Here is a 22,445-nt window from a genome sequence, read left to right on the forward strand (position 1 = left end):
GGCCATTAGTGTGAAGCTGGCCGACCAGTTCGAACACGTCCGGTGCATCGACAGCGCCGCCCAGAAGATTCAGGGTCGCACGCTCCCGGCTGTCGAGCAGGAGATCCATCGCCACGTCCGGAGACAGATCATGGTGCGTTACCAGATGATCGCGGATCTTCTCGGATACCAGCGTCACAAGTCGTTCCGCCACTGTCAGCGGCAGCACCGAGCGCTCGGCCATTGGATTGGAGATGCGCTTTACATGCCCGAAATCGTCAAGAACCCGGCTCATGGCCTGTTCGGTGATCTTCGCGCCATCATTAGCCACCAGCCGAGCAACTACGTCTTCGTTGCGCGTATCGACCAGCGCGTCTGAAATCCGTTCCGAGACGATGGGTCGACCAGCCACCGCCACCTGATATTCAGTGGGCTTGGACTGGATGATGGTGAGCAGGTCGTCATCCGTGAGCACAGTGCTGGCCTCGATGATCGGCAGTGCCACTGCCGCGATGTCATTCGCCAACGCTACTGCCACATCATGGGGGAGATCCGGGCTGAGCCGGATGCTCTGCGAGAGAGCTTCCCTCACTTTCAGCTCCACATCACGCGCCATGATACGGAAGATTTCTTCGGCCAGAACCCGTTCCCGATCACCAAGACTGCTGGCTACGAACGCAGCCGCAACTTTCTGAGCCATCAAGGCCCGGTTTTCGGTCGACGGGTCCGACAGGAGATTCTTTACATCCTCAACGGAAAGCTGATGTTCGGCACTCAAGTTATCACCTCCGAACGTCACAGCCCTTCGCGGCTGCTGCGCGCAACGTCCCTATCAACATAATGCTTAGGCACGACTGGTTAAGGGAAGTTAAACGGACCCGCGGTTTTGTTTCTGGCTGAATATTTGTTGCATGTTCTCGGCGAGCTTCAAATGAAGAAAGGCTGAAGCCCTGGCACGGCAGGCCTCTATTCCCTGACTTCGCTGCGGTGGAAATGGCTGTCCCGGGCACCGCGCGGCTAATCCGGTGCAATTGAATAGCCGCCAGAGCGAGAGCAGAGGAGTTACCAGAACGACCATAAACTTAGGAAAACTTGAATCTACTTGTGTCGCCTGCTGGCCCACATGTCGCTAAAGCCGGCCATGACGGCCGCCTTCGCGGAATTTCCTTACGTAAAACCGATGCTTAACTGGCTTCAAGGTTCAGCGCAGGTTCAGGCGCCTTATTCGATTGTCAGCAGCAAACGTAAGCGTGGCCATCTGCACCGACCCTTGGCAGGGCAGAAGCCACGCACTAACTAAGGCCTTCACGCCTGACAGGGCCGGAAGGAAGATAGGAGCAAGTATGCGCTTTCACGTAAATGCAGTTTTGGCCGCCGCGCTTGCCTTTGGCTCGTTCGCCGGGTCCGCGGCCATTGCACCTGCCGCTTTTGCGCAGGAAGCGGTGAATGCCAACGCCGCCAGCAGCTTTGTCCAGACGCTGGCGGATGAAGCCTTTGCTGTACTGCAGAACAAGTCCCTGACCCAGGCACAGCGCGATCAGCAGTTCCGTCAGCTTCTCCAGAAGGGCTTTGCTCTCGACGTCATCGGCAACGGTGTGCTCGGGACTGCCCGCCGCACCGCAACGCCGGATCAGCTGAAGGCTTTCCACTCGGCGTTTCCGGACTACGTAATCCGCATCTATTCCTCGCGTCTGACCGAGTACGGCAATTCAAGCCTGAAGGTAACTGGCACCTCCCCGGCTCCGCGCGGTGACGTTTACGTGCGCACCGTCGTCACGGGCCCCAGCGTCCAGCAACCTGTGCGGGCAGACTGGCGCGTGCGCGAGATCGCTGGCCGCGGCCTCAAGATCATCGACCTGTCGCTTGAGGGTGTGAGCATGGCCGTCACCCAGCGTGACGAGTTCAACGCCAAGATTCAGGCTCGCGGCCTCGACAATCTGATTGCCGAGATGCGTGCCACCAACAGCGGTTCCGCTACGGCAGCAGCCAAAGGCAGTCGCTGATCTAGACAGGGAGGACAGGCTGCGCCACCTTCCCTGCTAGCGCCTTAACGATGCAATAGCCCCAGCCTTCCCCGGAAGGCTGGGGTTTGTTATTGCAACTGTAGTCGCGCGCTCATTTCTAGCGTTTCTGGTTCCAGGCGCGGCTTCATTGCCAACCTATTGAACTGGAGCGCAGCAACCATGCGCCGGCTTGATATCCGGATCGAACGCTTTCCCATTCGGGGGGCCTTTACCATTTCTCGCGGCAGCAAGACGGAGGCAGAGGTCGTCACTCTGCGTCTATCCGAGGGTGGCCTGACCGGATGGGCCGAGAGCGTACCTTACAAACGCTACGGCGAGACGCTGGAAAGCGTGACTGGTCAGATCGAAGGCATCCGCGTCGAACTGGAGGCCGGTGCCAGCCGCGCAGATGTTGGCCGCCTGCTGCCGCCTGGTGCCGCTCGCAACGCTGTTGACTGCGCTCTCTGGGATTTGGAAGCCCGTCAGCAGGGTCTGCCTGCCTGGCAGCTTGCGGGGCTCAAGGAGCCGAAACCGGTCACGACAGCCTACACCCTCAGCCTGGACACGCCCGAAGCAATGGCCGAAGCCGCCCGCAACGCGCCGGGCACGGACCTTCTGAAGCTGAAGCTCGGCGGAGAAAACGATCTGGACCGGCTGCGCGCCGTCCGTGATGCGGTGCCCGAGGCGCGTTTCATCATTGATGCCAACGAAGGATGGGACTTCCAGACACTGGAGCGCCTCGCTCCCCTGTGCGCGGACCTCGGTGTGGTGTTGATCGAGCAGCCCCTGCCCGTTGCGGAGGACCATCTGCTCACAAGAGGACGGTACCCGGTCAGCATCTGTGCCGATGAGTCCTGCCATACATCAGAGGATATAGAGCGGCTTGCGGACCGCTACGACGCCATCAACATAAAGCTCGACAAGACGGGAGGGCTGACCGAAGCCATCCGCACGCTGGACAGCGCCCGCAGCCACAACCTTGAGGTGATGGTCGGCTGCATGGTCGGTACATCGCTGGGTATGGCCCCGGCTGTTTTGCTCACACCCTATGCGGCGTTCGTCGATCTCGACGGACCGTTGCTTCTAAATGCAGACCGTTCGCCTGCATTGTGCTATCAGCGCGGACAGATCGTCCCAGCCCAGTCGGGCTTGTGGGGCTAGCATGTGCTGACACTGAGCACGCTTACCCGTCAGCACAGCGGAACCAGAAAGCAGGGAATGTCGATCCACTCTTATCAGGTTCGGCCCTGCTTCAGGCAGTAATGGAGTTCAGAATGGCAAACACCTTGATGCACATGGTCTTTGGCGGTCGCGTAAAGGACCCGCAGGGTCTGGAATTCGAGGATCTGAAGGCTGTCGATTTCGTCGGCATCTTCCCGGACTACGCCTCGGCCGAAAAAGCCTGGCGCGGTGCAGCCCAGCGCACCGTGGATGATGCACAGATGAAGTACGTCATTGTTCACCTGCACAAGCTGCTTCAGCCAGCCGATATCGGCTGAGGCCTTCCCAACGGCTCTGGGCGCCTCCGGCAGATTGTCTGCTGTCCCCCGGTACAAGAAACCGGAGGCTCTCTCCTGTATGCACAAAGAGCTTGTTTCGCAGGCGACGAAACAAGCTCCAAGCTTGCCTTCCCCGAGCCTTGGCCCGGGGTCAGCACGACAGTTCAGAAATTATCTTTGAGAAAAATGACGATCGAGCGCCGTCTCGACGAGAGCGTTCGTCGGGCAGTAGGGGCCGATACGGCCCACAAGCGCACGACGGGCTTCGTCACGGCTGCCGGCGGGAATGTCCTTCAGCAGTTGGCGGGCAAGCCGCCCCAAACCGGCCTGATTAATGGAACGATGTGCAGTCATGGGTTCTCCCTTTTTTATATTGGAGACACCATAGCATCGGTATGTGACGTGCGCTTTACAACTGCGTCAGCCTTCCTGTCTTTTGCGACGGATGAAGGGAATGCCCAGAACCAAGCCCGCCAGAAAGCCACCGATGTGTGCCCAGATGGCAACGACGCCCATGGTTCCTGAGTTGAAGATCACGGCAATCATCAGCTGGATACCGATCCAGGCTGCCGCGAACCATAGCACCCGCAGCACCTGCCCGGATACCTGAATGCCTGCAATTTGCCGCGAAGCGACACGGCTGCGGGAGAACAGCAGCGCATAGATGGCGAGCATGCCAGAGATGGCGCCGCTCGCGCCCACAACCGGAACTGTGGACATGGGTTCCACCAATGTCTGCAGAATGCCAGCCAGAACGCCAGTTAGCAGGTAAAGGATTAGAAAACGCCGCCCGCCAAGAACCCACTCCACCGGACGACCGACCGCCCATAAAAACACCATATTGGCGAGCAGATGAAACCACCCGGCGTGGAGGAACTGGGATGTAACGAGCGTGATTGCCCCAGACGACGGCATCAGCGTGAGCCGCGCCGGCACCAGTGCCATGACATACGCAAGCCGCTGATCCGTGGGAAACGGCAGTAGCACAAACGCCAGTTCGACGAGAATGCAGGCCAGAATGATGAACCGGGTAACCGGAGCGGCGGGCAAGGAAGGAGATTCAGGTGTCACGCCTTCTAGCTATAGCGTGAGCGGCCCCGCTTCAAGGGTAGCATCGCCCTTACCGCCCGCTGCCGGTGGTGAAAGGCGACGTCAGGCGGCGCGCACCCGCGCTAAGAACCTGTCCACCTCGTCGCGCAGCATGGTGGCCTGCTGGGTCAGTTCGGCCGCAGCGCGCAGGGATTCCTGGGCCGCCTCACCCGTGGAATCGACGCCATCACGCACCATGAGAATGTTGTTTACCACTTCGTGCGTGCCCTGGGCCGCGTGCTGGGTGTTCCGGGAGATCTCCAGTGTCGTTGCCGCCTGCTCCTCGACCGCAGCCGCAACATTTGCAGACAGTGTACTGACCTCCTGGATGGTCTCTTGAATTTCGCGGATAGCTTCGACCGCTTCCCCCGTGACTGACTGGATGGAGTTGATCTGCTGGGCGATTTCGCCTGTCGCACCCGCTGTCTGGTTGGCCAGCGCCTTCACTTCCGAGGCCACGACGGCAAAGCCGCGCCCCGCCTCTCCTGCCCGCGCCGCTTCGATGGTGGCATTGAGCGCCAGAAGATTGGTCTGCTCGGCGATGTTCTGAATGATACTTACTACCTCACCAATGCGACGGGCATCGCCTGCCAGACTGGCAACGATCTCATCCGTCCGCTTGGCCCGCTCGACGGCACGCTTGGCAATATTGGTCGAGGACGCCACTTGTGAGGATACTTCCGAAATGGAGTGAGACATCTGCTCAGTTGCGGCTGCAACGGTTGCCACGCTGTGGCTGGCCTGCTCGGATGTGGAGGCGACCTCGGCCGCAATCATCACACTGTTCTGGGCAGCGTCCGACGCAAGCCGGGCCATGTCCTCGATCCGGCGGGCCGTTGCGGAGACGATCTCCACCACATGCTTGACGCTGGATTCAAAGTGATCAGCCATTTCGGCCAGCAGGCGCCGTTTCTCCTCCTCGGCTGCCATTCGCTCCTGCTCGCGCTGGCAACGCCGCTCGTCTTCCGCTTCCCGCTCCCGCTGCTCGGCTTCCCGCTGGGCCGCCTCATTGGCGGCCTGCTCCGCTTGAAGCTGCTCCATGGCGATGGCGTTATCCTTGAACACCTGGACGGCTCGGGCCATTTCGCCGATCTCATCCCGCTGCTCTGTATTCCCCACCTCAATCGCGCGATCACCGTCGGCAAGCCTATGCATGGCTGCCGACATGATGCGGATAGGATTGACGATGAACCGCAGCGCCATGAGCGCGGCAAGCATGGCAAGTCCAATGCCAAGAGCGCTGGCGATGCCGGATTGCCACATGACCAGCATGAGTTGGCCAATTGTAGAAGCTGTCGAGGCATCCTGATGGTCTACCAGTGCCTGTCGCAGCGTATCGATGCTTCGCTCGAACGAGGGCCCGGTCTGGGCAAGAATGGCGTTTACCTCACCATCACGCGCTTCGGTCAACTTGACCAGCGTTCCGAAGCTCTCATCATAGGTGACGAGGTTGGCGATCACCCCGTCGGCCTGCGTACGCATCGCCCGGGAGGAAAGCGCGCCGTACAACTGGTTCAGCGCCTCCTCCAGATTGAGTAGGTTGGAGCGTGCCGCATCCGCATCGCTCTGCTTGCCGGATGACATGAACCGGGCAACATCAATGCGCACCTGCATGTACTGATCCAGGGCTCGCCCGGCAAAGTAGGCCGCGCGCGAGTCCTCGTTGCGGTAGGAGACGGTCATAATGTCCCGCAAGGTGCCCGCAATCGATGGCCCCAACTGCTGAAGGGCAGATTCATCCACGTTTCGGATCTGCATCTGGCTGGAAGTGATGCGGTTAAACGAGGCTTGAAACGCAGCCAGATGGTTGCGCGTCTGCTCCAGCTCATCGCTCTGCCCGAGGTCCGTCAGGAGGGAGGCTGACTTTTCCAGTCCCGCACCCGCGCTTGCCAGCTTCTGACGCACTTCGTCGGCTGTGGCGGCGTCCGGGCTGATAACGTACTGCTTGATGCGATCCTGTGCGGTCAACGCATCCAGCTCTGCCCCGCTCAGGTCAACTGCGTAACGAGCAAGCACCGCCAGTTCTGACACGTCCCTGCGGGTCAGAAAGCTGCTGAAGGCGGTAAAGGCTGCCAGACAAACAATAACTGCGACGATGATCGCATAGGTGAGGAAGAGCTTGCGCGGAACACTCAGGTCCCGCAACCAGCCAAGCCTGCGGCTGCCTCCGCGCGCTTCGGCAGTAGATGAATGTGCCACGCCCCCTCCGGCAATCATCAATCATGGAATTGAAGGAGATAAGGCGCTTGGGTTTAGATTTTATGAATTCACATTAGTCGCAATAGCGTAAACGAAACGGGCCGCAGCATCAGCTACGGCCCGTTTCGGACGTTTCAGGCAGCTGCTCGAACGAGCAGTCTCCCCAAGACTGGCTTATTTGAATTCCAGCTTGGAAATCTCGTAGTACTTTTCGCCCGACGGGGTGATCACTTCCACCTCGTCGCCGACCTTGCGGCCGATCAATGCCTTGCCCAGCGGCGAAGAGTAGGAGATGCGGCCAGACTTCGCGTCAGCCTCGTACTGACCGACGATCTGGTAAACGACTTCCTTGTCGTCCTCGTCCAGCAGGGTGACGGTCGCACCGAACACCACCTTGTCGCCGGACAGACGCTTCGGATCGATCACCTGAGCTCGGCTCAGACGGTCTTCCATCTCAGCAATGCTGGCTTCGATCTGACCCTGACGCTCCTTGGCGGCATGATACTCGGCGTTCTCAGAGAGGTCGCCGTGCGCACGCGCCTCCTCGATGGCTTCGACGACTGCCGGCCGCTCCACCGCCTTCAGGCGGTGCAACTCAGCCTGCAGAGCCTCAAAGCCTTCCGCCAGCATCGGAAATTTCTCAAGGGTGGCCATCCTTCACGCTCCTCATGGCTCACACAAAGAAAAAGACACCTGTGGGCGGTTAATCACGACCGCCCACGGCGTCACTCAAATCTTCAAGGACCGGCAAGGCCGATCCCCCTCCCGATCCTCTATGAATTGTAGGACTGGAGGCTGTGAACATCAAGGGCGTGCTGACGCAGCACCTGAATGGATTTCACAACTGCAGCCGAAGCAGCAGCGGTCGTGAAGTACGGAACCTTGCCGTAAAGCGCCGTCGAACGGATCGAATGGCTGTCTTTCAGAGCCTGGACGCCTTCGGTGGTGTTGAACACCATCTGGACCTTGCCGTCCTTCAGGAAGTCCACGATGTGCGGACGACCCTGGGCTACCTTGTTCACCACACCAACTTCCACGCCCTGCTCTTTCAGGTAGGACGCAGTGCCGCTCGTGGCGATGACGTTGAAGCCCATTTCCACAAGGTTCCGCACCGGCTCGACCATGTGCACCTTGTCATGGTCCTTCACGGACACGAAGACGGTGCCGTCCAGAGGAAGCTTCACGCCCGCGCCCAGCTGGGACTTGGCGAAGGCCGCCTCGAACGAGGAGTCGAGACCCATGACCTCGCCGGTGGACTTCATCTCCGGCGACAGCACCGGATCAACGCCCGGGAAGCGAGCGAACGGGAACACGGCTTCCTTTACGGCGATGTGCTTCAGCGGCTTCTCGCTCAGGTTAAAGGAGGCCAGGCTTTCGCCAGCCATGATGCGAGCCGCGATCTTCGCGATCGGCAGGCCGATGGTCTTGGCGACGAACGGCACGGTACGAGAAGCGCGCGGGTTCACCTCGATGAGGTAGATCTCGCCATTCTTCACCGCGTACTGCACGTTCATCAGACCACGCACCTTCAGCGCCAGCGCCAGCTTGCGGGTCTCTTCCTTCAGTTCAGCAATGATTTCAGCCGAGAGGCTGTATGGCGGCAGCGTGCAAGCCGAGTCACCGGAGTGAACCCCGGCTTCCTCGATGTGCTGCATCACCCCGGCCACGAACACGTCCGTGCCATCAGCCAGAGCGTCCACGTCCACCTCGATGGCGTCACGCAGGTACTGGTCGATCAGCACGGGAGAGCTGCCCGACACCTGCACCGCCTCGCGGATGTAGGTTTCCAGCTGCGCGGTGGTCTCGACGATTTCCATCGCGCGGCCGCCCAGCACGTAGGACGGACGGATCAGAACCGGATAACCGATGCGCTCGGCAACCTCGATGGCCTCCTCACGCGAGCGGGCGATGCCGTTGGCCGGCTGCTTCAAGCCCAGTTCCTCAACCAGGGCGGCAAAACGCTCACGGTCTTCGGCGAGGTCGATCGCATCCGGCGAAGTGCCCAGGATTGGGATACCGGCATCTTCCAGCGCCTGTGCCAGCTTCAGCGGGGTCTGACCGCCGAACTGAACGATAACCCCCTTCAGCGTACCGTTCTTCTGCTCAACGCGCAGGAGCTCAATCACGTCTTCCTGAGTCAGCGGCTCGAAGTACAGGCGGTCGGACGTATCGTAGTCGGTAGAGACGGTCTCCGGATTGCAGTTGACCATGATGGTCTCGAACCCGGCATCCGTCAGCGCAAAGCATGCGTGGCAGCAGCAATAGTCGAACTCGATGCCCTGACCGATGCGGTTCGGGCCACCGCCGAGAATGGCGATCTTGTTGGCCGCGGTCGGCATGGACTCGCACTCAACCTCGCCGAATACCGGCGCTTCGTAGGTTGAGTACATGTACGGGGTCTGGGCCTCGAATTCGGCGGCGCAGGTGTCGATGCGCTTGAACACCGGCGTCACGCCCTGCGCCCGGCGCAGAGCTGCCACTTCGTTCTCGGTCTTGCCTGCCAGCTTGGCAAGGCGGCGATCAGAGAAGCCCATGGCCTTCAGCTCGCGCAGCGCCTTCGGATCCTGCGGCAGGCCGCTCGCCTTCACCTTCGCCTCTTCCTCGACGATCTCCTGGATCTGACGCAGGAACCAGGGCTCGTACTTGGTAATGGCGTGGATCTCCTCGACGGTGAAGCCCTCGCGGAACGCCTGAGCCACCACCAGCAGGCGGTCCGGCGTCGGACGTGCAAGCGCGTTGGACAGCGCCTCTCGGGTATTGCCGTCGATTTCCACCTCATTGAAGCCGTCGAGACCAGTCTCAAGGCCGCGCAGCGCCTTCTGGACCGATTCCTGGAAGCAGCGGCCGATAGCCATCACTTCGCCCACCGACTTCATGGCGGTGGTCAGCAGCGGCTCAGCGCCTTTGAACTTCTCGAATGCGAACCGCGGGATCTTGGTGACGACATAGTCGATCGTCGGCTCGAACGACGCCGGGGTAACGCCGGTAATGTCGTTCATGATTTCGTCGAGGGTGTAGCCTACGGCCAGCTTGGCCGCGACCTTGGCGATCGGGAATCCGGTGGCCTTAGAAGCCAGCGCCGACGAACGCGACACACGCGGGTTCATCTCGATGACGACCAGACGGCCGTTGGCCGGATTCACGGCGAACTGCACGTTGGAACCGCCGGTCTCAACGCCGATCTCGCGCAGCACCGCGATCGAGGCGTTGCGCATGATCTGGTATTCCTTGTCGGTCAGCGTCAGCGCCGGCGCGACAGTGATCGAGTCACCCGTGTGGACACCCATCGGGTCGATGTTCTCGATGGAGCAGATGATGATGGCATTGTCCGCCTTGTCGCGGACAACTTCCATCTCGTACTCCTTCCAGCCGAGCAGCGACTCTTCGATCAGCACCTCGGTGGTCGGTGAAGCCTCAAGGCCGCCCGTCACGATCTGGATGAACTCGTCACGGTTGTAGGCAATACCACCGCCCGTGCCGCCCAGCGTGAACGAGGGGCGAATGATCGAGGGAAGTCCTGTATATTCAAGGGCTTCCAGCGCCTCCTCAAGGGTGTGCGCGATACGCGAACGAGCGGATTCCAGGCCGATCTTGTCCATCGCGTCGCGGAACTTGAGGCGGTCCTCGGCCTTGTCGATCGCCTCGGCATCCGCACCGATCAGTTCCACGCCGAACTTCGCCAGCGTGCCGTCGTTAGCAAGCGCCAGCGCCGTATTCAGCGCGGTCTGGCCGCCCATCGTCGGGAGCACCGCGTCCGGGCGCTCCTTTTCGATGATCTTTGCCACAATCTCCGGCGTGATCGGCTCGATGTAGGTTGCATCGGCCAGATCCGGATCGGTCATGATCGTTGCCGGATTGGAGTTGACCAGAATGATCCGGTACCCCTCCTCTTTCAGCGCCTTGCACGCCTGTGTGCCGGAGTAGTCGAATTCGCACGCCTGACCGATCACGATGGGACCGGCGCCGATGATCATGATGGAGGAGATGTCGGTACGTTTAGGCATAACGGTCTTTTATCCTGCTTGAGTGCCGTCGCCCGGCCCAGCTTCCGTCCGGCTGTAAACCAGCACGGGGAAACGAGGGGCGGCGGGCTGCAGAGAGGGGGAATGGCCGAACTGCGGGCCAGAGAGCTGGGGGGTCGCGTGCTCGCCGAGCATTCCGGCATAATGGCTGAACAACTGAATGCGCTGCGCGGCGGCATCCATTACGGGCACGTCAAGTCGTCCGGCACGAGTCCAGGCACTGGACGCCTGCCGCCGCCGTGAGCCCCGCTGATATCCACCGCGCTGCGCCATTGTCAGCCTTCCATGAGGTCCATGAACCGCTTGAACAGGTAGAAGCTGTCCTGCGGGCCGGGAGAGGCCTCAGGGTGGTGTTGCACCGAGAAAACCGGCTTGTCGGTGTAGCGCAGGCCACACAGCGTACCGTCGAAGAGCGACACGTGCGTCGGCTTCACATTCTCCGGCAACGACTTGGGATCGACAGCGAAACCGTGGTTCATCACCGTGATCTCGACCTTGCCGGTCTCCATGTCCTTCACCGGATGGTTCGCGCCGCGGTGACCCTGGTGCATCTTGAAGGTCTGGCCGCCTGCAGCGAGGCCCAGCAACTGGTGACCGAGGCAGATGCCGAACATCGGCTTGCCCGTCTCGAGCAGTTGCCGGATCACCGGCACGGCGTATTCGCCGGTTGCGGCCGGGTCGCCCGGGCCGTTGGAGAGGAACAGGCCGTCCGGATTGTGCGCCATGATTTCGTCGAACGTCGCATCGCCCGGCACCACCGTGATTTTGGCGCCCGTCGAGGCAAGGTTGCGCAGGATGTTGCGCTTGATGCCGTAATCGATGGCGACCACATGCTTGCGCGGCTCGGTCTGCTTGCCGTAACCCGCACCCAGCGCCCACAGGGTCTCATCGGCCTGATAGGTCTGGCGGGCCCAGACTTCCTTGGCCAGATCCATGCCCTTCAGGCCCGGCCACGCCTTGGCCTTATTAATAAGTGCGTCGACATCAAACTTGCCCTCGGGGTTGTGGGCAATGACGCCGTTCGGCGCACCGTGGATACGGATGTAGCGGGTCAGGCGGCGAGTATCGACACCAGCGATGCCAATAAGGCCATAAGATTTGAGCCAGTCGTCAAATCCCCGCTCCGCGCGGAAATTGGCCTCATGCGTGATGGCCTCACGCATGACACAGCCAAGGGCAAAAGGCGTGGTCGCCTCAATGTCCTCGGCATTCGCACCCACGTTACCGATATGCGGGAAGGTAAAAGTGACGATCTGTCCAGCATAGGAAGGATCAGTCATGATCTCCTGGTAGCCGGTCATCGCCGTATTGAAGCATACCTCGCCCACTTTTTCGCCGGTCGCGCCGAAGCCCTGGCCCCAGAACAGGGTACCATCGGCAAGGGCCAGAACGGCAGTGGCTCCAATGGGCGCGTCGGTGTGTTTGGCAGCGGCAGAGTCAGTCACCGGGCACCTCTCATACATAAAGCGTTTTCAGGGTTTACCCGGGCAAAGGGGGGCCGGGCAAATTGCGGCGTCTCTATTGACCTGAGTGGCTCGTGTCAAGGAAAACAGCAAATTTAATTTATCGTTAAATTTCAATGACTTAGCCCAAAGTTTTTGGTTGAAAAAACGCGCTCTTACCGCTATGATCCGCTCTTTCCCAAACAGTCAGGATTCCGCCCGCATGATCCGCGATGCCATCAAGCAAGCGCTCGTTGAGGCCATGAAGGCCAAGGATACCCAGACGGTTTCGACCCTGCGCATGGCTCAGGCGGCGATCAAGAACCGCGATATCGAACTGCGCACCTCCGAGGCTCCAGCCAACGACGACGTCCTGGTCATTGATGTGCTTACCAAGATGGTCAAGCAACGCCGCGAGTCGATCGACATGTATGAAAAAGGCGGCCGCTCCGAGCTTGCCGAAGTCGAACGCGCCGAAGTCGCCGTTCTGGAACGCTTCCTTCCCTCCACCATGTCTGAAGAAGAAGCTCAAAAGGTCATCGGCGAGCTGGTTGCCGAGCTTGGGGCTTCCTCTCCCAAGGATATGGGCAAGGTTATGGGCGCTCTCAAGGAACGTTACGCCGGCCAGATCGATATGGGCAAGGCTGGCCCGATTGTGAAAGCCGCACTGGCCGGCTGATCCGGGCGCCAGCAATATTCTCTGAAAATGGTCATCGCCCCTGCTCTTGCAGGCAGAGGCACGACTCGCCATGTCCATGGTACAAGGCCCGCCCCGTTCGGAAGCGGGCGCGGACTTGGTGCAGAAAACGACTTAACCGAAGCAGTTTGGGCAATCAGCGTTTCCCGGCGCTTTGCTTTCGCTTTAGGATTACGGCTCCATGAGCATCTCGCCTGCCTTCCTTGATGAGATCCGAGCGCGCGTACCGATCAGCGCCGTGGTCGGCCGCAAGGTAAAGCTCCAGCGCGCCGGGCGGGAGTGGAAGGGTTGCTGCCCGTTCCACAACGAGAAGACGCCAAGCTTCTACGTCAACGACGAGAAGGCATTCTATCACTGCTTCGGCTGCGGTGCGCACGGCGATGCGGTACGTTTTCTCTGCGAAGCCGAGGGGCGCACGTTCCGGGAGGCTGTGGAGCAGTTGGCCAATGAGGCCGGACTGGACATGCCGCGGGAGACCAGAGGCAGCCGCGAGCAGGAAGAGCGCCTGAAGGGCTTGCTCGATGTGATGGCGGCGGCGCAGACGTGGTTCGCCGACCAACTGCAGGGCATTGCGGGCGCGGAGGCGCGCAATTACCTCCAGCGGCGCGGCCTGCTGCCGGAGACTATTCGCCGCTTCGGGATCGGCTTTGCCCCGGACAAGCGAGATGCACTCAAGTCCGCACTGCTTGCCAAGGGCGCAACCGAGGCCCTGCTGGTCGAGGCGGGGCTCATCATCGCAACCGAAGACCGCACGCCCTATGACCGTTTTCGTAACAGAATCATGTTCCCGATTCGCGACGGTCGCGGGCGAATCATCGCGTTCGGTGGTCGCATTCTGGGCGACGGCCAGCCAAAGTATCTGAACTCTCCGGACACCCCGCTGTTCGACAAGGGCCGCACGCTCTACAACATCGACCTGGCAGGGCCGCCGGGGCGCAAATCCGGGCGCATCTTCGTCGTTGAAGGGTATCTGGACGTCATCACCTTGGCACAAGCGGGCCTTGAGGCTTCTGTCGCGCCGCTCGGCACGGCCCTCACAGAAGATCACTTACGGCGCCTCTGGCGAATCACTCCTGAGCCGCTGCTCTGCTTTGATGGTGATTCGGCAGGCCTGCGCGCTGCGATTCGGGCGGCGCATCGGGCCCTCCCCCTCCTTGAAGCGGGTAAAAGTCTGCGCTTCATCACCCTGCCGGAAGGCAAGGATCCGGACGACCTCGTCCGCTCTGGCGGCCCTGATGCCCTAGTGGCTCTTGCAGGCAGGGCGGAGCCACTTGTCGACCTGCTGTGGCGCACCGAGATGGCGGAAGCGCAGCTCAGCACGCCGGAAGGTCGCGCAGCGTTGCGCCAGAGCCTGATGGGCCGCGCCTCAGCGATTGCGGACAAGCAGGTGTCCGACCTGTACCGACGGGAATTCCTCAATCGTTTCGATGAGTTAACAGGGCGTGGCAATGAGCGTCCATCGGGACCTTCTCGTAGTGAAGGGCGTTTCCAGGGCCGGTTTCAGGGACGTGGTTTCGCCCCCTCCCCGACAGCGCGGCAGGAGACTCGGACCGCCACCCAGCTCATTCGAAACCCCAACGTCCCCCCCTCAACGGAACATGAAATCGTTCTTGGTTTGTTGGAACATCCCGAGTGGCTTGATCGTTACCACGAGGAAATTGAGCGGTTCCCATTAGTGGACCCTGAACTGGCGCGGCTCATCGGGCATATGCTCGAAGCATCGATTCGCCTGCCTGACCTTGACAAGACCCGACTCGACCACACATTAACCGCAGATGGTTTTGGGCGGCAGCTTGCGGGACTCCGGACACGGCAAAAACTATTCTCATTCTCACGTGGGGATACCCACCCCGGGCAGGCGGAATCCGACTTTGTCCATGTCTTGCAGGCAATTGCGCGACTGACTGCGCTAGATGCGGAATTAGCGGAGGCACAATCGGCTGTTCGGCCGGACGATGACGACACTCTGCTCCGGCCGATGCGAATTGCGCAGGAGCGTGCAACAATTGAACGTGAGCTGTCAGACCTGGCAGCCAGCGGGTCGGCACTAAGGACTTGAGTAAGATGGTGAAACGCCAGGAAGCGGAAAAGACCGAAGACGCGTCTGAAGAAACCGGTGATGCCCCGATCGTCGACGTCAGCGAAGCGTCGGTGAAGCGCATGATCGCGCGCGCGAAAGAGCGCGGTTACATCACCTACGACGAGTTGAACGCCAACCTTCCGCAAGAGCAGATGTCCTCCGAGCAGATCGAGGACATCATGGCAATGCTTAACGAGATGGGCATCAACGTTATCGAGGGCGACGATCCCGAGGACGCCGAGGCAGAAGAGCCGGCCGTTCAGGAGATCGACGCCGCTGCCGATGGCGAGGATGACGGCACCGATGCGCCGATCGTCGAGAAGAAGGCAACCGCGCTGGACCGCACGGATGACCCGGTGCGCATGTACCTGCGCGAAATGGGCGCCGTCGAGCTTCTGTCCCGCGAGGGCGAAATCGCCATCGCCAAGCGCATCGAGGCTGGCCGCGACACCATGATCGCCGGGCTCTGCGAGAGCCCCCTCACCTTCAAGGCCATCATCGAGTGGTCCGAGGCGCTGAACAACGGCGAAATCCTGCTGCGCGAGATCCTTGACCTCGACGCCATGCTCTCCAAAGAGCCGAGCGAAGCGCAGGTTGAGGGCGACGAGAGCGAATCTGACCTGCCGACCGTCGCCTACAAGGAAGACGAGGAGGAGGAAGAGGAAGAAACCTCCAGCGACGACGACGAATTCACCGAGCGCCGTGCGCCGCGCCAGAACTTCGAAGAGGAAGAAGAGGACAACACCCTCTCCCTCGCCGCAATGGAAGAAGTCCTGAAGCCGCAGGCTCTGGAGAAGTTCGCCCAGATCACCGCTGCTCACAAGAAGTTCGCCAAGCTTCAAGAACAGCGCCTCGAGGCCATCCACGCCGGCGAAGACTTCGGTCAGGCCAACGAGAAGAAGTACCAGAAGCTGCGTGAGGAACTGACTGCGCTGGTTGAAAGCGTGCAGTTCAACAACGGCAAGATCGAGCAGCTGGTCGATCAGCTCTACGGCCTCAACAAGCGCCTGATGTCGCTGGGCGGCCAGGCCCTGCGTCTTGCTGAGCGTTATCGCATTCCGCGTCAGTCTTTCCTGGACGAGTATCTGGGCAACGAACTGGAAGAAGGCTGGATCGATCGCGTCTCCAAGCTCGGCAAGAACTGGGACAACTTCATCACCGCCGAGCGCAACAACATCGACAATCTGCGAGGGCAGGTGGCGGAAGTCGCCAACATTGCCGGTGTGGACATCGAAGAGTTCCGTCGCATCGTCACGATGGTGCAGAAGGGCGAACGCGAGGCCCGCATCGCCAAGAAGGAGATGGTGGAGGCCAACCTGCGCCTCGTGATCTCCATCGCCAAGAAGTACACCAACCGTGGCCTGCAGTTCCTGGACCTCATTCAGGAAGGCAACATCGGCCTCATGAAGGCCGTGGACAAGTTCGAGTATCGCCGCGGCTACAAGTTCTCGACCTACGCCACCTGGTGGATCCGGCAGGCTATTACCCGTTCGATCGCAGATCAGGCCCGCACCATTCGTATTCCGGTGCACATGATCGAGACGATCAACAAGCTGGTGCGCACCGGTCGCCAGATCCTGCACGAGATCGGCCGCGAGCCGACGCCGGAGGAACTGGCTGAGCGCCTCTCCATGCCGTTGGAGAAGGTGCGCAAGGTCATGAAGATCGCCAAGGAGCCGATCTCGCTCGAAACGCCGATTGGCGACGAGGAGGATTCGCACCTGGGCGATTTCATCGAGGACAAGAACGCGGTCATTCCGCTGGATGCCGCCATTCACGGCAACCTCAAGGAAACCGTGACCCGTGTTCTGGCATCCCTCACCCCGCGTGAAGAGCGTGTGCTGCGCATGCGCTTCGGCATCGGCATGAACACCGATCACACGCTGGAGGAAGTGGGCCAGCAGTTCTCGGTGACCCGCGAACGTATCCGTCAGATCGAGGCGAAGGCGCTGCGCAAGCTCAAGCACCCGTCGCGCTCGCGCAAGATGCGCAGCTTCCTCGATACCTGACCCGGCCAGAGACCAGCAAAGCCAACGCCCCGAAGCCTCCATGCTTCGGGGCGTTTTCATTTGCTCTGATTTAAACGCATTTTTCCTGTCACGGCCCCCAGAGAATTAAAGGCCTCTTAATGTTCAGTAATTAAACTCGCGTACCGACATGGCTTACGGATTGAAAGACCCACGGATGCCCGGTGTGATGAACCAGGACGCCCTTCAGCGTCAGGGAACCTCGCCCTGGAACAGCACGGCCCACCAATATGCGTCGGGGCAGGATTTCGCGTATCATCTGCTTGACGGCCTCAAGAGCGAACCTGCCCTTTATCCGAGCTATCTCAATGAGTTGTCATGCGCCTCATGGGAGGTGATATCCAGCCTTCTGGCGGACTTCGCCCATCTGTATGCCATTGCCAGCCATGGCTGGCCCGCCCTTGCCACGCAGGTGGCCGCCCAACTGAAGGACCAACTGGACACCGACCAGTCGCCGGCAGAGCTCGCCCGGTCCCTGTTTGGCGCTTCTATTGTACATGCTGACAGCATCCGTCGGCTGGCAATCGCCGTTGGCCCGACGCGACTGCGCGCCGGACTGACCACGGCTGAGGCCAACGCCCTCTCCCACCGCCGCCGGATCGAAATATTGCTCGAGTCCGAGCGTAGCGGTTGTGCGCTTGGCACAGGCGTTGCCATTGCCCTGACATGGGCCCGCCTGACTAGCCAGATCAGCCAGATGCTGCGCGCTGCGCCGCTGTCCGGCCAGCCCGCCATTACCATTCCCGGTCTGGATGAGTTGCCCGACGCGCCCTTGCAGCCACCGCCTGCGCTGGCGCGGCACCTCAGCGTCATCGCACAGTCGCCGGCGGCGCGGCGCGGCCTGCTGTTCGGTGTCGGTCAGGCATTGGCCTTGCAGGCAACCTTCTGGTCAATGCTGGCTGAGCGGGCTCGAACGCTGGCAAAGCGCACAAACTGATCCCTCTCGCGCTGATTGCACCTCGAACGAGGCCTGGTGGATACGCTGGATTGCCGAAGCCGCAGCATCACATTAGGGTGCGGCTGCGTCCCTGTGCCTAATTCAGTGGAAAGAGATCAGCCATGCGCTTTACCGGCACGTCCAATTATGTCGCCACCGACGATCTGAAGGTCGCCGTCAACGCCGCGGCCACGCTGCGCCGCCCGTTGCTGGTGAAGGGCGAGCCGGGCACAGGCAAAACCGTGCTGGCCATTGAGGTTGCCAAGGCATTCAACACCCCGCTGATCGAATGGCATGTCAAGTCCACCACCAAGGCGCAGCAGGGCCTATATGAGTACGATGCCGTCAGCCGGCTGCGTGATTCCCAGTTGGGCGACCCGAAGGTCCACGACATCGCCAACTACATTCGCAAGGGCAAGCTGTGGGAGGCATTTACCGCCTCTGAAACCCCGGTGCTGCTGATAGATGAGATCGACAAAGCCGATATCGAGTTTCCGAATGACCTGCTTCAGGAACTCGATCGCATGGAGTTTCACGTTTACGAAACCGGCGAGACAGTGAAGGCGCAGAACCGGCCCATCGTCATCATTACGTCGAACAACGAGAAGGAACTGCCGGACGCCTTCCTGCGCCGCTGCTTCTTCCACTACATCAAGTTCCCGGATGCCGAGACGATGCAGTCGATCATCGACGTGCATTTTCCCAACATTCAGAAGGACCTGGTGCGCGAAGCTCTCAGCGTTTTCTATGATATTCGCGAGATGCCGGGCCTCAAGAAGAAGCCGTCCACGTCCGAGCTGCTAGACTGGCTCAAGCTGCTCATGCACGAGGATCTGCCCGCAGACGTTCTGCGCAGCCGTGATGCCCGCAAACTCATTCCGCCGCTGCATGGCGCGCTGCTCAAGAACGAACAGGACGTGATGCTGTTTGAGCGGCTGGCATTCATGGCCCGGCGCCGGGAATAGGAATCCCGCAAACTGCGCTGCTTCTCGGCACGCCCTGCTCTTGACGCGGGGCGCTCGCTGCCGCAGCCTTTGGCTATTAGCAGCCAAAGAGCGGCACCATGGTCGAAAACCAATCTGCCCAGCTAAGTCTTGATTACATCAATCGGATTGCCGATGCCTTGGCCGCTGCCGGAGACACGCCGCTCGCATCCCGGGCGTGCAGCCTGGTGCTCGGCGGACGCACCGATCTTGCCAACGCCCTGATCAACCGCGCGCTTGAAGCCCGGCAGGACTACAGCAGCGCAAACCTCATTCCGTTTCATGTTACCCTGAGCGCGCTGCACATCTTTGCGGACAATCCTGAGCGAATGGACGCCCTGAACCTGTCCCATTCCCTGCTCGAACAGCCTCTGACGCCCCGGCTCATTGCCATCGGCGGCCTATCTGGCTCAGGAAAATCCACACTTGCACGTGCCCTTGCTGCGCGCATTTCCCCGCCTCTGGGGGCCATCTGGCTGCGAACGGACGGCATCCGCAAACGTCTGCTTGGCCTGCCTCCTGAGGTGCGGCTGGGTGAGGAAGGCTACAAGCCCGTCATCAGCGGTAAGGTTTATCGTCGTCTGACAACCACCACACAGGAATTACTGGAGAAGGGCCAAACCGTCATTGCAGAGGCAACCTTCACTCGTCGTCAGTCCCGCAACATCATGGAAAAAATTGCCACGCGAGCAAACGTGCCGTTCACTGGCATTTGGCTCGAAGCGCCACTGGAGGTCATGATGGCTCGGGCAGACAGCCGGGCCTCTTCTATGAACCGCAGCGCTGATGCTTCTGACGCCACCGGAGCGATCGTCGCGGCACAAGCGACAGACCTGCGTGGAGAAATCGTCTGGCACCGCCTGTCAACAGATCGCCCCGCCGATGACGTGCTCTCCGATGCTCTGGCTCTCCTTGCGGCCTGATCCTCTCCCTACCATTGGGTTCAGCTTAACTCGCATCTGGCGTAAAGAGAGCAACTGTGGCTTGTTACCCGCTCCCTAGCGGCACACAACCCGATGGCATAGGACAAGGCGAGACGGCAGATGTTCCTGAATTTCCTGACGGCCCTGCGCGAGGCGAAGATCCCGGCCTCTCTCAAGGAGCACCTACTGCTGCTTGAGGCGCTAAAGTCTGGCGTCATTAGCTACAGCGTGGAGGAATTCTACTATCTGGCCCGAGCCGCCTATGTAAAGGACGAGGGCCTGCTTGACCGTTTCGACCAGGTATTCGGCAACGTCTTCAAGGGGTTGGAAACAGTCATAGACGTGGGCACCACCGAAATTCCTGAGGAGTGGCTGCGACAGCTCTCTGAACTGTATCTCAATCCGGAAGAGATGGAGAAGATCAACTCCCTCGGCTCATGGGAAGAGATCATGGAGACGCTCAAGAAGCGTCTCGAAGAGCAGAAGGGCCGCCATGAAGGCGGTAACAAGTGGATCGGCACCAAGGGCACCTCTCCTTTCGGGGCCTATGGCTACAACCCCGAAGGCGTCCGCATCGGGCAGGACCGGAACCGCCACAATCGGGCCGTCAAGGTGTGGGACAAGCGTGAATTCCAAAATCTGGACACCTCCGTCGAGATCGGCACCCGGAACATCAAGGTCGCGCTACGTCGACTGCGTCAGTTCGCCCGGGAAGGCGCGGCCGACGAGCTGGATCTGGACAATACCATCAAGTCGACCGCCAAGCGCGGCTATCTCGACATTCAGATGCGGCCAGAACGACACAATGCAGTGAAGGTGCTGCTGTTTCTGGATGTCGGCGGATCGATGGACCCGTACATCCGATTGATGGAAGAGTTATTTTCCGCCGCCACCACCGAGTTCAAGCACCTTGAGTTCTTTTACTTCCATAACTGCCTCTATGAGAGCGTCTGGAAGGACAACCACCGCCGCTGGCAGGACCGCACCTCGACATGGGATGTGCTTCACAAGTTCCCCAGCGACTACAAGGTCATCTTTGTAGGTGACGCGGCGATGAGCCCGTACGAAATCGCCATTCCCGGCGGCTCCGTAGAGCACTGGAACGAGGAGGCTGGACAGGTCTGGCTTCAGCGCGTGCTGAATGTCTATCAACATGCCGTCTGGCTGAACCCGGTCACGGAAGTGAACTGGCGCTACAGCCAGTCAACCACGATGATCCGCAATCTGTTCGGGGACCGGATGTATCCCCTTACCCTGGACGGACTGGACCGCGCCATGCGGGAACTTATCCGCTGAAAGTCCTCCGGCGCGGTCCAGCCCATACTAGCTCTTGAACGTTACATAACCTTCAGGGCTGATCGGCCAGGCCGGGTTCCATGCAACTTCCCAAACGTGTCCGTCCGGATCCGCCACGTATCCCGCATGGCCGCCGTAGAATGTATCAGCGGCGGGCTTGAGAATGGTCCCGCCGTGTGCCGCCAACTGCGCAAGCGCTGACGCTACCGCCTCTCGGACCAGCACGTTGTGGGCAAAGGCCACCGCGCCCGAGCCCGACGCTGGGAGGCCGGTATCAGCTTCAAGTTCTCGCTTCAGCCAAGTGCCCAGCACGAAACCGTTCATTTGGTAAAAGAGAATGGTGTCATTCTCGAACACCGGCGCCCAGCCGAAACCTCCGACATAGAAGCGGCGCGACCGCTCAAGATCTTCAACGCCAAGCGTAATAACAGACATTTGCTGTTTCATTTCCACACCCAAAGGTTGGCCGATACACACTGTATCAGCTTCCGGGCCGTGGGACTTGGCGCAGTTCGCCAGTCAGAGCTTTCGCATAGCGGAAAGCGGCTGGGCTAACCAAACCAGCCTGCCTTTTTCGACAAACCAACCTTAATTGAGGCAGTGCCCTCCATCAAGCGGCGGCGCACGTTCGTTCCACCCACCGCGCGATGCCAACGGACAAGCCTGGCTTTGCAATACCGTGGTGTTGAAACACAGCCCGTGCCTCCCATCTTCTGAAGCAGCGGGCCGGGCCCCTCTGGCAGTCCTCATTACGCGGGCTGTGATGTCGGACCGCAATTTAAGAGGCCCGGCTTATGGCATCCATCCGTCACACTGGGCCTGGTACGAGTGTCATTCATAAGGAGAATATCATGACCAGTGCTGCCGGAATGCCCTGCCCCATCTGTCGCGTCGGACTTGTGATGAGCGAGCGCCAAGGCGTCGAGATAGACTACTGCCCTCAGTGCCGTGGCGTCTGGCTCGACAGGGGCGAACTAGACAAGATCATCGAGCGGGCGTCCCGTGAGATGGAAGCAGCCGCTCCCCCGCCGCAGGCACCCTATCCCCAGCCCCAGCCTCCCCAGCACAGCCCGTTCGATCCCTACGCCAAGCGCAGCTACGCCGACTACGGCCACGACTACAAATACAAGAAGCGCAAGAAATCGTTCTTCGAAGAGCTGTTCGACTAGACAGGGCCAGTCTGCCCAGCCTTGCAGGGACTACCGTTCCTGCAAGGCGCTACACCAAAAAAATGGCCGGCAAAACACCGGCCGAGGGATAGGAAGGGCA

20 protein-coding genes are annotated in these 22,445 nt (G+C 60.4%); 12 read left to right on the top strand and 8 right to left on the bottom strand.

The annotated features are described in order from the left end of the window. On the bottom strand, positions 1 to 757 hold a 757-nt coding region (locus tag VIG90_RS18840), incomplete at its 3' end, for a DUF2336 domain-containing protein (protein ID WP_331595061.1). Positions 758 to 1,322: 565 nt separating this feature from the next. On the opposite strand from VIG90_RS18840, the gene VIG90_RS18845 reads away from it, so the two are divergent. From VIG90_RS18845 to VIG90_RS18855, 3 genes are all read left to right on the top strand, one after another. Continuing rightward, the gene (locus tag VIG90_RS18845; protein ID WP_331595062.1) at positions 1,323 to 1,982 is read left to right on the top strand and encodes an ABC transporter substrate-binding protein; all 660 of its coding nucleotides are present in this window, start codon (positions 1,323 to 1,325) and stop codon (positions 1,980 to 1,982) included. Positions 1,983 to 2,162: 180 nt separating this feature from the next. Further along, positions 2,163 to 3,143: an N-acetyl-D-Glu racemase DgcA gene (gene dgcA, locus VIG90_RS18850; RefSeq protein WP_331595063.1), complete on the top strand. Its 981-nt coding sequence runs from the start codon at positions 2,163 to 2,165 to the stop codon at positions 3,141 to 3,143. A gap of 113 nt (positions 3,144 to 3,256) precedes the next feature. Further along, positions 3,257 to 3,481 carry a DUF4170 domain-containing protein gene (locus VIG90_RS18855; protein WP_331595064.1) on the top strand — a complete coding sequence of 75 codons (225 nt, stop codon included), beginning with the start codon at positions 3,257 to 3,259 and terminating at the stop codon, positions 3,479 to 3,481. 171 nt (positions 3,482 to 3,652) lie between these two features. Here VIG90_RS18855 and VIG90_RS18860 read toward each other — a convergent pair whose 3' ends face one another. The 5 genes from VIG90_RS18860 to carB all read right to left on the bottom strand — a co-directional run bounded on the left by VIG90_RS18860 (position 3,653) and on the right by carB (position 10,773). Next, positions 3,653 to 3,835, bottom strand: a complete 183-nt coding sequence (locus VIG90_RS18860; RefSeq protein ID WP_331595065.1) for a hypothetical protein — start codon at positions 3,833 to 3,835, stop codon at positions 3,653 to 3,655. Positions 3,836 to 3,901: 66 nt separating this feature from the next. Beyond that, complete coding sequence (locus tag VIG90_RS18865) at positions 3,902 to 4,552, bottom strand: rhomboid family intramembrane serine protease (RefSeq protein ID WP_331595066.1); 651 nt, start codon at positions 4,550 to 4,552, stop codon at positions 3,902 to 3,904. A gap of 81 nt (positions 4,553 to 4,633) precedes the next feature. Next, positions 4,634 to 6,769 (bottom strand): HAMP domain-containing methyl-accepting chemotaxis protein, encoded by a 2,136-nt coding sequence (locus VIG90_RS18870; protein ID WP_331595067.1) that lies wholly within the window; start codon positions 6,767 to 6,769, stop codon positions 4,634 to 4,636. Between the two features lie 174 nt (positions 6,770 to 6,943). Then, positions 6,944 to 7,423: a transcription elongation factor GreA gene (gene greA / locus VIG90_RS18875; RefSeq protein WP_331595068.1), complete on the bottom strand. Its 480-nt coding sequence runs from the start codon at positions 7,421 to 7,423 to the stop codon at positions 6,944 to 6,946. A gap of 119 nt (positions 7,424 to 7,542) precedes the next feature. Further along, entirely contained in the window at positions 7,543 to 10,773 is a 3,231-nt protein-coding gene (gene carB / locus VIG90_RS18880; protein ID WP_331595069.1) for a carbamoyl-phosphate synthase large subunit, read from the bottom strand. 102 nt (positions 10,774 to 10,875) lie between these two features. Here carB and VIG90_RS18885 point away from each other — a divergent pair, with 102 nt between their 5' ends. Then, positions 10,876 to 11,034 carry a hypothetical protein gene (locus VIG90_RS18885; protein ID WP_331595070.1) on the top strand — a complete coding sequence of 53 codons (159 nt, stop codon included), beginning with the start codon at positions 10,876 to 10,878 and terminating at the stop codon, positions 11,032 to 11,034. 32 nt (positions 11,035 to 11,066) lie between these two features. On the opposite strand, the gene carA is transcribed toward VIG90_RS18885, so the two are convergent. Beyond that, a complete protein-coding gene (gene carA, locus VIG90_RS18890) occupies positions 11,067 to 12,254 on the bottom strand; it encodes a glutamine-hydrolyzing carbamoyl-phosphate synthase small subunit (RefSeq protein ID WP_414695528.1) in 1,188 nt (395 codons plus the stop codon). Positions 12,255 to 12,456: 202 nt separating this feature from the next. Here carA and VIG90_RS18895 point away from each other — a divergent pair, with 202 nt between their 5' ends. The 7 genes from VIG90_RS18895 (at position 12,457) to VIG90_RS18925 (ending at position 21,176) form a co-directional block, all read left to right on the top strand. Continuing rightward, a complete protein-coding gene (locus VIG90_RS18895) occupies positions 12,457 to 12,912 on the top strand; it encodes a GatB/YqeY domain-containing protein (RefSeq protein ID WP_331595072.1) in 456 nt (151 codons plus the stop codon). 199 nt (positions 12,913 to 13,111) lie between these two features. After that, positions 13,112 to 14,989 (top strand): DNA primase, encoded by a 1,878-nt coding sequence (gene dnaG, locus VIG90_RS18900; protein WP_331595073.1) that lies wholly within the window; start codon positions 13,112 to 13,114, stop codon positions 14,987 to 14,989. A gap of 5 nt (positions 14,990 to 14,994) precedes the next feature. After that, on the top strand, positions 14,995 to 17,019 hold the full coding sequence (gene rpoD / locus VIG90_RS18905; protein ID WP_331595074.1) for an RNA polymerase sigma factor RpoD: 2,025 nt from the start codon (positions 14,995 to 14,997) through the stop codon (positions 17,017 to 17,019). Between the two features lie 187 nt (positions 17,020 to 17,206). Further along, positions 17,207 to 17,974: a DUF6975 family protein gene (locus VIG90_RS18910; RefSeq protein ID WP_331595075.1), complete on the top strand. Its 768-nt coding sequence runs from the start codon at positions 17,207 to 17,209 to the stop codon at positions 17,972 to 17,974. A gap of 122 nt (positions 17,975 to 18,096) precedes the next feature. Next, positions 18,097 to 18,939, top strand: coding sequence for a MoxR family ATPase (locus VIG90_RS18915; protein ID WP_331595076.1), 843 nt, complete (start codon positions 18,097 to 18,099; stop codon positions 18,937 to 18,939). Positions 18,940 to 19,037: 98 nt separating this feature from the next. Then, complete coding sequence (locus VIG90_RS18920; RefSeq protein WP_331595077.1) at positions 19,038 to 19,880, top strand: AAA family ATPase; 843 nt, start codon at positions 19,038 to 19,040, stop codon at positions 19,878 to 19,880. Between the two features lie 120 nt (positions 19,881 to 20,000). Next, entirely contained in the window at positions 20,001 to 21,176 is a 1,176-nt protein-coding gene (locus VIG90_RS18925) for a VWA domain-containing protein (RefSeq protein WP_331595078.1), read from the top strand. A 27-nt stretch (positions 21,177 to 21,203) separates the two neighbouring features. On the opposite strand, the gene VIG90_RS18930 is transcribed toward VIG90_RS18925, so the two are convergent. After that, positions 21,204 to 21,623 (bottom strand): VOC family protein, encoded by a 420-nt coding sequence (locus VIG90_RS18930; protein ID WP_331595079.1) that lies wholly within the window; start codon positions 21,621 to 21,623, stop codon positions 21,204 to 21,206. A 404-nt stretch (positions 21,624 to 22,027) separates the two neighbouring features. Here VIG90_RS18930 and VIG90_RS18935 point away from each other — a divergent pair, with 404 nt between their 5' ends. Continuing rightward, positions 22,028 to 22,345 (top strand): zf-TFIIB domain-containing protein, encoded by a 318-nt coding sequence (locus VIG90_RS18935; protein WP_331595080.1) that lies wholly within the window; start codon positions 22,028 to 22,030, stop codon positions 22,343 to 22,345. Positions 22,346 to 22,445: the final 100 nt, after the last annotated feature.

The sequence above is a fragment of the Pedomonas sp. genome (assembly GCF_036515995.1).
In the GTDB taxonomy this organism is placed as follows: Bacteria; Pseudomonadota; Alphaproteobacteria; order Sphingomonadales; family Sphingomonadaceae; genus Pedomonas.